Source organism: Sphingomonas sp. Ant H11 (genome assembly GCF_000797515.1).
Classification (GTDB): Bacteria; Pseudomonadota; Alphaproteobacteria; order Sphingomonadales; family Sphingomonadaceae; genus Sphingomonas.
In genome coordinates, this window is sequence record NZ_JSBN01000080.1 from 1 (window position 1) to 13,787 (window position 13,787).

At 65.0% G+C, this 13,787-nt stretch carries 9 protein-coding genes and 3 pseudogenes; 11 read left to right on the plus strand and 1 reads right to left on the minus strand.

The genetic code is table 11. The features are described from left to right. Window positions 1-397 precede the first annotated feature (397 nt). The 3 genes and pseudogenes from NW75_RS15360 (at window position 398) to NW75_RS15370 (ending at window position 5,137) form a co-directional block, all read left to right on the plus strand. Window positions 398-1,463 (plus strand): annotated as a pseudogene (locus tag NW75_RS15360) (quinone-dependent dihydroorotate dehydrogenase). Window positions 1,464-1,553: 90 nt separating this feature from the next. Beyond that, window positions 1,554-3,302 (plus strand): gamma-glutamyltransferase, encoded by a 1,749-nt coding sequence (ggt, locus tag NW75_RS15365; RefSeq protein WP_033966064.1) that lies wholly within the window; start codon window positions 1,554-1,556, stop codon window positions 3,300-3,302. A gap of 50 nt (window positions 3,303-3,352) precedes the next feature. Beyond that, window positions 3,353-5,137, plus strand: coding sequence for an AMP-dependent synthetase/ligase (locus NW75_RS15370; RefSeq protein ID WP_033966066.1), 1,785 nt, complete (start codon window positions 3,353-3,355; stop codon window positions 5,135-5,137). Window position 5,138: 1 nt separating this feature from the next. Here NW75_RS15370 and NW75_RS15375 read toward each other — a convergent pair. Then, window positions 5,139-8,061, minus strand: a pseudogene (locus tag NW75_RS15375) (M16 family metallopeptidase). 157 nt (window positions 8,062-8,218) lie between these two features. On the opposite strand from NW75_RS15375, the gene NW75_RS15380 reads away from it, so the two are divergent. The 8 genes and pseudogenes from NW75_RS15380 to miaB all read left to right on the plus strand — a co-directional run bounded on the left by NW75_RS15380 (window position 8,219) and on the right by miaB (window position 13,732). Then, window positions 8,219-8,791 carry a NifU family protein gene (locus NW75_RS15380; RefSeq protein ID WP_033966069.1) on the plus strand — a complete coding sequence of 191 codons (573 nt, stop codon included), beginning with the start codon at window positions 8,219-8,221 and terminating at the stop codon, window positions 8,789-8,791. Next, the gene (locus NW75_RS15385) at window positions 8,788-9,381 is read left to right on the plus strand and encodes a malonic semialdehyde reductase (protein ID WP_033966070.1); all 594 of its coding nucleotides are present in this window, start codon (window positions 8,788-8,790) and stop codon (window positions 9,379-9,381) included. The genes NW75_RS15380 and NW75_RS15385 overlap by 4 nt, the downstream gene beginning before the upstream one ends. Window positions 9,382-9,388: 7 nt before the next feature. Next, window positions 9,389-10,018, plus strand: a complete 630-nt coding sequence (gene tsaB, locus NW75_RS15390; protein WP_033966071.1) for a tRNA (adenosine(37)-N6)-threonylcarbamoyltransferase complex dimerization subunit type 1 TsaB — start codon at window positions 9,389-9,391, stop codon at window positions 10,016-10,018. Further along, complete coding sequence (locus NW75_RS15395; RefSeq protein ID WP_033966072.1) at window positions 10,015-10,488, plus strand: GNAT family N-acetyltransferase; 474 nt, start codon at window positions 10,015-10,017, stop codon at window positions 10,486-10,488. The genes tsaB and NW75_RS15395 overlap by 4 nt, the downstream gene beginning before the upstream one ends. A 131-nt stretch (window positions 10,489-10,619) precedes the next feature. Then, a complete protein-coding gene (locus NW75_RS15400) occupies window positions 10,620-11,030 on the plus strand; it encodes a MucR family transcriptional regulator (RefSeq protein ID WP_405053023.1) in 411 nt (136 codons plus the stop codon). A 96-nt stretch (window positions 11,031-11,126) separates the two neighbouring features. Beyond that, window positions 11,127-11,550, plus strand: a pseudogene (locus NW75_RS15405) (Fur family transcriptional regulator). A 4-nt stretch (window positions 11,551-11,554) separates the two neighbouring features. Next, window positions 11,555-12,385 carry a lysophospholipid acyltransferase family protein gene (locus NW75_RS15410; protein WP_033966075.1) on the plus strand — a complete coding sequence of 277 codons (831 nt, stop codon included), beginning with the start codon at window positions 11,555-11,557 and terminating at the stop codon, window positions 12,383-12,385. Window positions 12,386-12,424: 39 nt separating this feature from the next. Continuing rightward, entirely contained in the window at window positions 12,425-13,732 is a 1,308-nt protein-coding gene (miaB, locus tag NW75_RS15415) for a tRNA (N6-isopentenyl adenosine(37)-C2)-methylthiotransferase MiaB (RefSeq protein ID WP_081988785.1), read from the plus strand. The last annotated feature ends 55 nt before the right edge of the window (window positions 13,733-13,787 follow it).

Sequence of the window (13,787 nt, forward strand, 5' to 3'; positions counted from 1 at the left end):
CTAGCGACAGATGGAATCGCAATTGCGCATAATCGGCGCGCTCGACATCTTCCAGCATCGGCACGTCCGCTGAAAAATCGTAAAACAGCGTGATATACTCGGCTAGGTCGGCCGACGGCACGGCATAGTCCAGTTCAATCGATCCCACGCCGCGACGCCCCTGCCCTGTCGCGATCAAGTGTAACGCTTCTGCCAAACAAATAAAAGCGGCCCGGATGGTATACCATCCGGCCGGAGGAAAGATGCTCCGGTCCGGAGCTTCTTGGGTCGCACTGCATTAATGGCGTCTTTCGAAGGTCGTGTATTGGACAAATTCGTCGCTTTTCATGCTAAATGCATAATTAAGGCACCTTTGCCGGCTTTGACGCCAGCGCTCCCGGATGCCATCAGGCGCACGATGCTGTTCCCACTGATCCGCCCCGCTTTGTTCGCGCTCGAACCCGAACGCGCGCACGCCCTCACCCTCAAGCTGCTGGCGCTCGGGGCCACGACAGGCGCTCCGTTCTTCCGCGCACAATCGCCCAACAGCCTGCGCACCTCCGTCGCCGGTCTGGACTTTGCCAATCCGGTGGGCCTGGCGGCCGGGGGTGGACAAGGATGGTCGCGCGATCGACGGGTTTTTCGGGCTTGGCTTTGGCAGCGTCGAAATCGGTACGCTCACCCCACTGCCCCAGGCGGGCAACCCGCAGCCGCGCTTGTTCCGACTGGTCGAGGACCGCGCGGTGATCAACCGCATGGGGTTCAACAATGGCGGTATTGCCGCAGCGCTGCCGCGCGCAACGGCGGCAAGGCGGCGCGGGATCCTCGGTATCAATGTCGGGGCGAACAAGGACGCGCCCGACCGGATCGCCGATTATGCACATGGCGTGGCCGCTGCGGCGCAGGTGGCCGATTATGTCACGGTCAATATCAGCTCCCCCAACACGCCGGGCCTGCGCGATCTCCAGCATGGCTCCGAATTGACCGAGTTGCTCGCGGCGGCGGACGAGGCGCGGCGCGCGCCGATCGCGCGGCCGCGCCTGTTCCTGAAGGTCGCGCCCGATCTCGACGCGGCCGCGATCGATGCGATCGCGCGTGCCGCCGCTGCGCATCACGTCGATGCGCTGATCGTCAGCAACACCACCATTTCGCGCCCGCCGCTGCTCTCCGCGCACGCGGGCGAGACTGGCGGGCTGTCGGGTGCACCGCTTGCGGCTCTGGCACGCCAGCGGCTCGCCGATTTCCGGGCGGCGACAGGCGGTGCGATTCCCTTGATTTCCGCAGGCGGCATCGACAGCGCCGAGGAAGCCTATGCCCGCATCCGCGCTGGGGCGAGCCTGGTCCAGCTCTATACCGCCTTGGTCTATCAGGGCCCCGGCCTCGCCCGCCGCATCGTCCGCGGCCTCGCCAACACCCTGCAGCGCGACGGGTTCGCGACCGTCGCCGAGGCGGTTGGCACCAGCGAACGACACCGCGCAGCGTAAATCCTTGCCGACGTCTTTAGAGAGGACGGCGAGGCTGCTGCGGCGCAGGCGGCGGCTTGCCTGTGCGGTGAAGCGCGTTAGGGTCGTCGCATGAAAAGATCGCTCGCCGCCCTCGCCCTGCTGTTGCTCGCACCCGCCACCGCAGAAGCGCGCCGCCCCGCCCCCAAGCCCCCCGCCAGTCTCGGCATGGTCAGCGCTGCCGATCCCCGCGCGGCAGCGGCCGGCGCGGAGATCCTGCGCAAGGGCGGCAGCGCAACCGATGCCGCCATCGCGACGATGCTTGCGCTGAACGTGGTCGAGCCGCAAAATAGCGGCATCGGCGGTGGCAGCTTCATGGTGCATCACGATGCCGCGACCGACCGCACCACCGGGCTCGACGGGCGCGAGGCCGCACCTGCTGCCGCCGACCCAAAGTGGTTTTACGGGGCCGATGGGAAACCGCTGCCCATCTTTACTGCCATCCCCGGCGGCCGCAGCGTGGGCGTGCCCGGCAATTTGCGAATGATGGCGCTGGCGCATCAGCGGTATGGCAAACTGCCCTGGGCGACCTTGTTCGGCCCCGCTATCCACCTGGCGCGCGATGGCTTTGCGATCACCCCGCGCCTCCACAACGGACTCAACAATTTCGGTCGGCATCTCGATCCGTGGGCGCGCGCGCATTTCCTGGGCGACGACGGCAAGGCGCTCCCCGTCGGCACCATTCTGAAAAACCCGGAACAGGCCGCGCTGTTCAGCGCCATTGCCGCAAAAGGCCCAGACGCCTTTTATACCGGGGCGGTGGCGCAGAAGATCGTCGCGGCGGTCAACGGTGCCGCGCAGAATCCGTCCAAGATGACGCTGGCCGATCTTGCCAGCTACCGCGCCAAGGAGCGCGCGCCGATTTGCGGCACATACCGTGTCTACAAAGTCTGCGGCATGGGACCGCCCTCGGCTGGCGGGATCGCGGTGCTGATGATCCTCAAGCAGCTCGAGCGCTTCGACATGGCGGCGCTGGGCAAGAACAACCCGGTCGCGTGGCACCTCTTCGCCGAATCCGAACGGCTCGCTTATGCCGATCGCGATCTGTATCTCGGCGACCCCGATTATGTGCGCGTGCCGGTCAAAGGCTTGCTCGATCCCGGCTATATCGCCGTACGTTCGGCGTTGATCTCGCCCGAGCGCAGCATGGCGAGTGTCGCCCCCGGTACACCGCCGGGCGCTCCGCCGCGCACGCCCGCCCCCAATGCCGATATCCCCGGCACCAGCGATCTGGTCGCGGTCGACCGGCGCGGCAATGTCGCGGAGGTGACCACCACGATCGAGAGCTATTTCGGATCGGGCCTGTCGGTCGGGGGCGTGATGCTCAACAATGAGCTGACCGACTTCGATTTCGTCCCCGCCAAGGACGGCTATCTCGTCGCCAACCGCGTCGAAGGCGGCAAGCGCCCGCGCAGCTCGATGTCGCCGACCATCGTCTATGGCCCCGATGGCAAGGTACGGATCGCGATCGGCGCGGCGGGTGGGTCCACCATCATCGCGCAAGTCGCCAAGGCGCTGGTGGCGGTGCTCGACTGGAAAATGTCGGCGCAGGATGCGATCGGCCTTGGCTTGCTCTATGCCCCCAAGCTTGACGCAGTGGCCGAGAAGGGCACGCAACTCGATGCGATGGTGCCCGCGCTTCAGGCGCTGGGCGAGCATGTCCAGATCGCCCCGCTCGGCCTCAAGGCCAATGCGATCGAGCGCGTGAACGGTCAGTGGGTCGGTGCCGCCGATCCGCGCAGCGAAGGTGTGGCCGTACGCGAAGACGGCCAGACCACCCAGATCGTCCGCGCCGGTGCCGCGCCGCGACCGCCCGAATAACCCCCCTACGCGCAGCCGAATGCGGCGCGCTTACTCCCCGGGAGAGAACCATGCGTACCCTCGAACACTTCCCCAATCTCGTCGCGATGTTCCTCGCGCGCGCTGCCGAAAAGGGGGATGCCCCCTTTCTGTGGCATAAAACCGGCGGACAATGGGTCTCGCGGAGTTGGGCTGAGACTGCGCGTCAGGTGGCGAGCCTTGCGGCCGGCTTGAAAGCAATCGGGCTGGCACCCGGCGACCGGGTGATGCTGGTGTCGGAAAACCGCCCGGAATGGTGCATCGCCGATCTCGCGATCATGGCGGCGGGGTGCATCACCGTGCCGACCTACACGACCAATACCGAGCGCGACCATGCCCACATCATCGAGAATTCGGGTGCGAAAGCGGTCATCGTCTCGACCGCGAAACTGGCCAGGACGCTGCTCCCCGCCGCGATCCGCGCGAGCGCCGCGAAGATCGTGATCTGCATCGAGGATCTGCGGGCGAGCCAGGCCGGAGCACTCGAATTCCATCCGTGGAACCGCTTGCTCGCCGATCACGACACCGACCCGGCCAGCATCGCCGCGACCGCGACGCGCGACGACACCGCCTGCATCATCTACACCAGCGGCACCGGCGGCTCGCCACGCGGGGTGATGCAGCATCACGGCGCGATCCTGCACAATGTCCACGGCTGCTGCACGATCATCGAGGAGGATTTCGGCTGGGAGGACGAGGTATTTCTTTCGTTCCTGCCGCTATCCCACGCCTATGAGCATACCGGCGGGCAATATTTCCCGATCGGGCTCGGCGCGCAAATCTACTATAGCGAGGGCCTCGACAAGCTCGCCGCCAATATCGAGGAAGTCCGCCCGACCTTGATGGTGGTGGTGCCGCGCCTGTTCGAGGTGTTGCGCACGCGCATTTCCAAGGCGGTAGAAAAGCAGGGCAAGCTCTCCAGTTTCCTGCTCGGCCGCGCGCAAGCGCTCGGCACGAAGAAGGCGGCGGGCAAAGCGGGCTTGCTCGACAAACCGATGGACCTGTTCCTGGGCGCAACGCTCCGTCCCAAGATCCAGCAACGCTTCGGCGGGCGGATCAAGGCTTTGGTGTCGGGCGGGGCACCGCTCACGCCCGAGGTCGGCACCTTCTTCGAGGCGATCGGTATCACCATGCTGCAAGGCTATGGCCAGACCGAATCCGCCCCGGTCATCTCGTGCAACCGCCCCAAGGTCGGGCTCAAGATGGATACGGTCGGCCCGCCCTTGGTCGAGACCGAAGTGCGCATCGCCGAGGATGGCGAGATCCTGGTGCGCGGCGAACTGGTCATGAAGGGCTATTGGCGCAACGAGGCCGAAACCGCGCGAGTCCTCAAGGACGGCTGGCTGCACACCGGCGATATCGGGCTGATCGACACCAAGGGCCGCATCCAGATCACCGATCGCAAGAAGGACATTATCGTCAACGACAAAGGCGAGAATGTCGCGCCGCAAAAGGTTGAAGGAATGCTGACGCTGCAACCCGAAATCGCGCAAGCGATGATCTTCGGTGACCGGCGGCCCTATATGGTCGCAGTGATCGTGCCCGATGCCGAATGGACGCAGGAATGGTGCGCGCGCGAGGGCGATGTCTGTGACTTCAAGCGCCTCGCCGAGAACAGCCAATATCGCACCGCGCTCGGCCTCGCTGTGGAACGCGTGAATGCCGATCTTTCGGTGACCGAACGCATCCGCCGCTTCGTCCTCGCCGACGAGCCCTTCGCGATCGAGAACGAACAGCTCACGCCCTCGCTCAAGATCCGACGGCACGTGCTGAAGGCGGTGTACGGTGCCCGACTGGAGGCACTGTACAAGGCGTAGGTCACTTCGCCTTCGGCACCACCTGCATCGTCCAGTCGCGATCCGGGCGAAGGTACTTGGCCGCCGTCGCCTGCAGGTCCGCCGCCGTCATCGTGGAAATGTCCGAATAGAGGTGCGTCAGCGCCGCGATGCGCGCGGGCTCATAGGTCGCGCCGTCGAGCTGGTTCATCCAGAACTGGTTGCCGGTCGATTGCCGCATGATCGATTGCTGCATCGGCCCGATCGTGCGCTTCAGCTCGTCCTCATCGACAGGCTTGGCCACCAGTTCGGCGGCAATCTCGCGCGAGAGCTTGAAAAACAGCGGGATGTTGTCGGGCGCGACCTGGCCGATCGCCATGATGCGCCCCCCCGCTCGGCGTGCCTGTCGGCCACGAACTGGAGACGTTCGGGCTGTAGCTTGCGCCGGCTTGCGAGCGCAGGCGATCGAACAGGCGATCGCTGAAAATCGCCGCCAGCACGTCGAGACGGCGCGATTCGGTCGCGCCCGCGACGCCGCCACCGGTCGGCCAGGCGATCACCGCCGCTGCCTGATTGTCCGGTCCGTCATGCGTGCGCACCACGGGCGACAGATTGTGCGCGGGGAAACGCACCGGCGGCACCACCAGCCCTGCAGGCACGGCGCGCGGCGGCAAGGCTCCCAGCGTCTTTTGCACCGCCGCAATCGCGGCATCGGCCTTGATGTCACCGAACACCATCACTTCGATCGGCCCGGTCTTGAGCAACGGCTCCCACAGCGCGCGGAACGATTGCGGCGTCGTGGCGGTGATCGCCTCCAGGCTGGGGTTGCCCCAGCGCGGATCGCCGTCGTGCAGCAAGCGTTCGAGATCGCGCGACAACACCCCGTCGGGCGACGCGTTTGAGCTCGGATATCCCGAGATCGCCACCGCCCGCGCGCGCAGCACCGGTGCCGGATCCCAGGCTGGCGCGGACAGTGCCGCTGCCATCAAGCGCAATTGATCGTTGAGATCGGTCGGCGAGGTCATCGCATTGTAGGTGAAGGCGTCCTCGTCGATGCCGAAGTCGAGCCCGATCCGTCGGCCCGAGGTCAATTCATCGAGATCGCCCTGGTTGAGTTTGCCGATACCGCCTGCGGTCAGCGCAAGCCCGGCCGCCCAGGCCGCAGTTTCGCGATCGGTCGGCAAGGCGTTGTACCCGCCACCGAAGCGCACGCGGACATAGACGCGGCTGTCCTCCGACGTTGTCGGATAGATCAGCACGCGCACGCCGTTGGACAGCGTATATTCCTGCATGTCGAACTCTTTGATCGGCGTGTTGGACACGATCGTCGCCGGTGCCCCGAGTTTGGGCAACGTATCGAACGTCACTTTGCCCTGCTTGATGCGCTTGCCCGCGAGACCTTTGACATCGACCTTGAGCGCCGCAGCGAGTTTCGTCTCGATGCCGGGCTCGGCCGCCGGGGTCGAGATCAGGGCGCGGGTCGCGCTGCCCTGAAAGAGGCGTCGGGTCGAGGCGAGGATTTTGTCCGGCGCGAAGAAGCCCTTTTTCTCGGCGTCTTCGAAAACCTTCTGGATCGTCGATGGCGCGGTCGTGGTCTCGCGAATGTCGAGTGCCTGCACCATGTCGTCGGCTTCCTTGCTGCCCGCCTCCGCGCGATAGGTGTCGACCAGCGTCTTGAAGGCGATGCGCTCCTCGGCGAGTTCGCGTTCGATCTCGGCCCTGGTCGGCGGCGAAGCCTGTGCGTCGGCGATGACCGCGCGCACGTCCTTCAAGGCCGGCTCCCACGCCGAGCCAACCGGCAGGATCGTGACAAAGGTGCCGTTGGCCGAACGCGACGGATCATCGAGCCGGACGGCGGCCGCGATAAAGCTGCCGCCCGAGCGCGCCCGCGTTTCCAGCCGACGGTTGATCACGGCGAGCGCGGTCGAGTCGGCCAGGCGCTTCTGGTTGAACAGGACAGTATCGTCGTTGTAGCGCCAGGGCCGGAGGATCGCCATTTCGATCCGCGTCGGGATACCGGGCTCGACCACCGCCTTGGTGGTGATCTGCTTGGGATCGGGCACGCCGAAATCGGGGTCGGCGGGATTTGGGCCGGAGCCCTTCCAATCGGCGAAATTCTTGGCGACCATCAGTTCGAGCTTGGCCGGGTCGAAATCCCCCGCAATCACCACCAGGGCACGCTCGGGGCGATACCAACGATCGTGAAACGCTTTCACCGTCTCTGCGGTCGCCGCCTCAAGCTCGGCGACATGGCCGATCGGCGAACGATCGGCGAGCGGCTGCCCGGCGAAGAAGGTCGCGTTCAGCGCATCGATCACGCGCACCTGCGGCCCGGGTGCCTCGCGCTGCTCGGCGAGCACGGCCGGGCGCTCGGCATTGAGCGCTTGCGGCGTAATGTTGGGTTTGGACACCATGCCCGCCAGAATGTGCAGGCTCTCGTCGATCCCGGCATCGGTCGCGCTCGGCAGATCGAGCTTGTAGACGGTCTGGGTCGGGGTCGTCTGAGCATTGGTATCCGAACCGAAGGTCGTCCCCATCCGCTGCCAGATCCGCTTGGCCTCGCCATCGGGCACATATTCCGAACCGCGGAACGAAAGATGCTCGATCAGATGGGCAAAGCCACGTTCGCCCTCATTTTCATACAGCGACCCTGCATCGATCCGCACCCGCACCGAAATCTGGCCGGGCGGCACGCCATTCTTGCGCACCGCATAGCGCAGGCCGTTCTTCAGCACGCCGAAATGCCATGCCGGATCGGGCGTGATGTCGCTGCCTTTGTAAAGCCATGCCGCCCGGCTGGCGATGGCCGCGCCGGGGCGTCCATCGGTGGCGTCGGCGCTCGACGACGGAGTGGCCTGCTGCGCCTCGGCGCGACTTTCGGGGGCACGTACCGAATGCTGGGGGGCGGCGCCGATGGTGAGAAAGGCGAGAAGGGCGAGGCGCGAGGCGCGCGAATACACGATCATGCCGGGCACGATAGCGCGGTGAACCCACCTCCGCCAGCGACACCCGTTCGACACCTGGCCGAGGATTGCTTTTCGGCGACGATGCGTTTCCTATTCGAGTCCTATTCGCAACACATCCGCTCTTGCGCGCACGCCCCCCGCGCGCCACATGCCAGCCATGCTGATCGAGACCGAAACAACGCCCAACCCGGCGACGCTCAAATTCCTTCCCAACCGGACGGTAATGGAAGCGGGCACGCGCGATTTCGTCACGCCCGAGGAAGCCGAAGCTTCGCCGCTGGCAGAAGCCCTGTTTGGCTTGGGTGATGTGACGGGCGTGTTCTTCGGGCGCGACTTCGTTTCCGTCACCGCCGCCCCCGGCACCGACTGGAGCAACCTAAAGCCCGACGTGCTCGGTCTGTTGCTCGACCATTTCAGCGCCGACATGCCACTGTTCCGCCCCGGCACTGCGGGCGCGATCAGCGTCCCGGCTGAAGACTCCTTCACCGACGACCCCGAAGATGCCGACATCGTCGCGCAGATCAAGGACCTGATCGAAACGCGGATCCGCCCTGCGGTCGCCAACGATGGCGGCGACATCGTCTATCGTGGCTTCGACAAGGGCAAAGTCTATCTGGCGATGCAGGGCGCATGCGCCGGATGCCCATCCTCGAGTGCGACGCTGAAGAATGGCATCGAGCAACTGTTGCGATATTACGTCCCCGAAGTCACCGAAGTGCGAGCTGTATGATGACCGTTTTGAACGACGCGACCCTGGACCAGATCTTCCGCACCGCGCGGACCTATAACGGCTATACCGATGCGCCGGTCAGCGAGAGCGACCTGCACGCCATCTGGGAGCTGATGAAATGGGGCCCGACGTCGGCGAACCAGCTTCCCGGTCGCTTTATCTGGTGCACCAGCGATGCCGCCAAGGCCAAGCTGGCGGAATGCTGCTCGGCGCAGAACGCGCCAAAGGTGCTCAAGGCCCCGGTGACGGTGATCATCGGCATGGATCGCGATTTCCACAATTATCTGCCCGAGCTGTTCCCGCACGTCGACGCCAAAGCGTGGTTCGAGGGCAATGCCGAGCTCCGCGCCGCCTCTGCCTTCCGCAATTCGACGCTGCAGGGCGCGTACTTCATTATCGCGGCGCGTGCGCTGGGGTTCGATACCGGGCCGATGTCGGGCTTCGATGCGGGCAAGGTCGATGCCGCCTTCTTCGCCGATACGCCCTCGGTCACCACCAACTTCATCTCGACGCTTGGCCATGGTGACCCCGCGACGATCTTCGATCGCCTGCCGCGCCCGGCGTTCGAGAAGTTCAACAGCATCGCCTGATCGCGGTTTGCGCACCCTCGTCATCGAAACCGCGACGGCGGCTTGCTCGGTCGCGTTGATCGAAGGCACCCGAATCGTCGCCCACGCCCATGAAATTGTAGGGCGCGGTCATGCCGAGCGGCTGGTGCCGATGATCGCGGCGTTGCCCGAGGGCGGCCGCGCAGCCCACATTCTGGTCGATTGCGGTCCCGGCAGCTTTACCGGCATCCGCGTCGGCATCGCCGCTGCACGCGGCCTCGCGCTCGGCTGGGGAGCCAGTCTCAGCGGCTATTCTTCGCTACCGCTACTGGCGGCCGCCGCCTTTTCGCGCGGCATGACGGGCGAAATTGCCGTTGTGCTGGAAGGCGGCCACGGCGAAGTGTTCATGCAGGGGTTCAGCGCCCCGCTTGCCGAAACCGGTCCGTTCGCCTCGCTGCGTCCCGAAGTGGCACTGGCCACTTTGAACGGTCGACCGGCCGTCGGTAACGGCGTGCGCTTCCTCACCGCGTTGGACCCGACAGTGGCAGCCGAAGCCTGGCTGCCCGACGCCATGGATGCAGTGCTGCTGACGCCTGGCCTGGCCGGGTTGGAGCCGAAACCCATTTATGGGCGCGCCCCAGACGCAAAACCGCAGGCCACTGCGGAAGCTGCCGCATGAGCACGATGCTCGGGATCGATTTGCGCAGCGGTGCCGTTGCCGATCTCGCGATCGTCGATCGAATCATGCAGGCAGCGTTTGATGCCCGTTTCGGAGAAGCGTGGACTCACAATCAAGTCCTGGGTCTGCTGGCCATGCCCGGTGTGTGGCTGACGATTGCCGAAGTCGGCGGAGAGCCGGCCGGTTTTGCGCTCTGCCGCCGAGTCCTGGAAGAAGCGGAGTTGCTGCTGCTTGCGACCGCGCCGCATTTGCGGCGGCGCGGCGTTGCCGCTGCTTTGCTCCGCGCGGTCGCGTCGGACGCGTCGGCGCAAGGTGCGCGGACGCTCCACCTGGAAGTGCGCGACGGCAACGAAGCGATCAAGCTCTATAGCAACGAAGGCTTTGCAAAAGTCGGCGAACGTCGAGATTACTATCGGGGACCTAACGGTCGCCTGTTCGATGCTCTGACATTTCAGCGGGACCTAGCCTAACAATTTTACCTAACAATACTGTCATGCGGCACAATACCTACTTGCGCGAACCGTTCTCAAGCGCGATAGGCGTGTCCCTGACGATGCGTAACAATCGTCCAGTTCGGTTGAAAGGATTATTAATGGACACCATGAACGAGCTTCAGGAGACTTTGATCACGCTGACCGCAGATATTGTTGCGGCCCATGTCAGCAACAATAGCGTCGCGGTTTCGGATCTTCCGGTGCTGATCGCTCACGTTCACGGTGCATTAAGCAACCTCGGCGGCCCCGCACCCATCGAAGTCGTGAAGCAGGAACCCGCCGTGTCGGTCCGCTCCTCGATCAAGCCCGACTTCATCGTGTGCCTGGAAGACGGCAAGAAGTTGAAGATGCTGAAGCGTCACCTGATGACACACTATCAGATGACCCCGGAGCAATACCGCACGAAGTGGAATCTTCCTGCGGATTATCCGATGGTTGCACCGAATTACGCGGAACAGCGCCGCACGCTGGCCAAGAAGATTGGCCTCGGCACCAAGCGCCGCAAGGTCGTTCGCTGACCCTTGGCCCCTCCCCGGCGTGGGAGGGCTGACCCCTGTCCTATTGCGAATCACTATCCCCTTTCGCAACAATCGCGAAACGCCTAAACGCGTCTCATGGCGCGTCACATCGATCTCGAAGCTCTCTGTGCAGAAAAAAGGCCTGCGCATCACCGATCAGCGGCGCGTAATCGCGCGCGTGCTGTCCGACGCCGATGACCATCCCGACGTCGAGAAGGTGTATGAACGCGCGTCCGCCATCGATCCCGGCATTTCGATTGCGACGGTGTACCGCACCGTCCGCCTGTTCGAAGAAGCGGGTATTCTCGACCGCCATGATTTCGGCGATGGCCGCTCGCGTTACGAGCCCGCCCCCGAGGCGCATCACGATCATTTGATCGACGTCGAAACCGGCAAGGTCATCGAATTCGTCGATCCCGAACTCGAACAGCTGCAAAAGGCGATTGCGGAACGATTGGGCTTCCGCCTGGTCGATCACCGCATGGAACTCTACGGCGTAGCGCTCGACCGCAAGGCCTGAGGCGATGCCGATTCGCCCGGAAGCCCGCGCGGCGGCGGCGGCGGGCAACCCGCCCCCGCTTGGCTGGCTCGGCTGGTGGCGGCTGTGCATCCGCTCCGTTCTGTTGGCGCTTGCCCTGCTGATCGCGATTCCGCCGCATTATCTGTGGCGAATCCTGCATATTTCCTCGCCGTGGCCGCGCTTCTTTCTGGCCGCCGCCGCCCGGATTTGCGGTGCGCGGGTGAAGGTGAAGGGCGCGGCGCTGAAGCGCGACGTCTTTTACATCTCCAACCATGTCAGCTGGATCGACATCCTCGCGATCGCCGGGGCCAGCGGCACCGCCTTCGTCGCCAAGGCCGAGATTCGCGATGCCCCGATCGTCGGCTGGCTCGCCACGCTGAACCGCACCGTATTCGTCGAGCGCGAGGATCGCCTGGGCGTTGCCGAACAGATCAACCGCCTGCGCGATGCGCTGGCTGAAACCTGGTCGGTCACCGTGTTCCCCGAAGGCACCACCACCGACGGACGCTCCCTCTTCCCGTTCAAGACACCGATGCTGAAGGTGCTGGAGCCGCCCCCGCCCGGCATTCTCGTGCAGCCGGTGTTGCTCGATTATGGCGCGGCGAGCGAGGAAATCTCCTGGATCGGCGTTGAAACGGGTAAGGACAATGCGGTTCGGCTGCTCGCCCGGCGCGGCACGTTTCGCATGACCGTCACGTTTCTGGAACCCTTCCATCCGCGCGACTTTCCGGGGCGCAAGGCGATTGCCGCCGAAAGCCGCCGTCGCATCGAAGAGGCGCTGGTCCGCACGATCGGCCACCCGCTGCGGCCGTTTACCGGACACGCGCAACCGTAATTTGTCACGCTCGCGCGGCGCGCCTATAGCCCGCGCATCATGAAACCCGCCCCCAAAACCTATGCCGTAAAGTCGTTCGGCTGCCAGATGAACGTCTATGACGGCGATCGCATGGCCGAATTGATGGCCGCGCAGGGCCTGACCCAGGCTGATCCGACCGAGGCCGATCTGGTCGTGCTCAACACCTGCCACATTCGCGAACGCGCGACCGAGAAGGTCTATTCGGACATCGGACGGCTGCGCAAGGAAGCGCTGCGCGACATTGGCCGCGCGCCGATGATCGCCATCGCTGGTTGTGTGGCGCAGGCCGAGGGTGCCGAGATCGTGCGCCGCGCCAAGGTGGATGTGGTGGTGGGGCCGCAAGCCTATCACAATCTGCCCGAGTTGGTTGCGCGGGCAGCACGCGGCGAATCCGCGCTCGATACCGATATGCCGGTCGACATGAAGTTCGGCCATTTGCCCGCGCGCCGCCGCGTGCCGCCGAGCGCGTTCCTGACGGTGCAGGAAGGCTGCGACAAATTCTGTACCTATTGCGTGGTGCCCTATACGCGCGGTGCCGAAGTCTCGCGCGGCTGGGACCAGATCGTCGACGAGGCCAAGGCGCTGGTCGATGCGGGCGCGCGCGAGATCACGCTGCTGGGGCAGAACGTCAACGCGTGGAGCGACGATACACGCGGCCTGCACGATCTGATCGCGGCGCTGGCCGAGATTCCGGCGCTGGCGCGGATCCGCTATACCACCAGCCACCCCAATGACATGACGCAGGGTCTGATCGACGCGCATGGCGACGTCGAGAAGCTGATGCCGTTCCTGCATTTGCCCGTGCAATCGGGCAGCGACCGCGTGCTGCAGGCGATGAACCGCAGCCACAGCCGCGATTCTTACCTGCGCATCCTCGACCGCGTTCGCGCGCGCCGCCCCGACATTGCGCTGTCGGGCGATTTCATCGTCGGCTTTCCCGGCGAAACCGATGCCGATTTCGAGCAGACGCTGAGCCTGGTCGATGCGGTCGGCTATGCCCAGGCGTACAGCTTCAAATACAGCCCGCGCCCCGGCACCCCGGCGGCAACGATGGCCGAACAGATCCCTGAAACGGTGATGGACGAACGGCTCCAGCGGCTACAGGCCGCGCTCAACCGCGATCAGGCGTCGTTCAATGCCGCCACCGTCGGCCGCACGTGCCAGCTGTTGCTCGAGCGGCCCGGCAAGTTGCCGGGCCAGTTGATCGGCAAGAGCCCGTGGCTGCAATCGGTCCATTTGGTCAGCGATGCCGCGATCGGCGATCTGGTCGAGGTCACGCTGGCAGAAGCTGGGGCCAATTCCATGCTGGGGACGCGCACCGCCTAAATTCTCCCCTCCCTGAAAGGGAGGGGTCGGGGGTGGGTCGGGCGGCGTTGCCCGG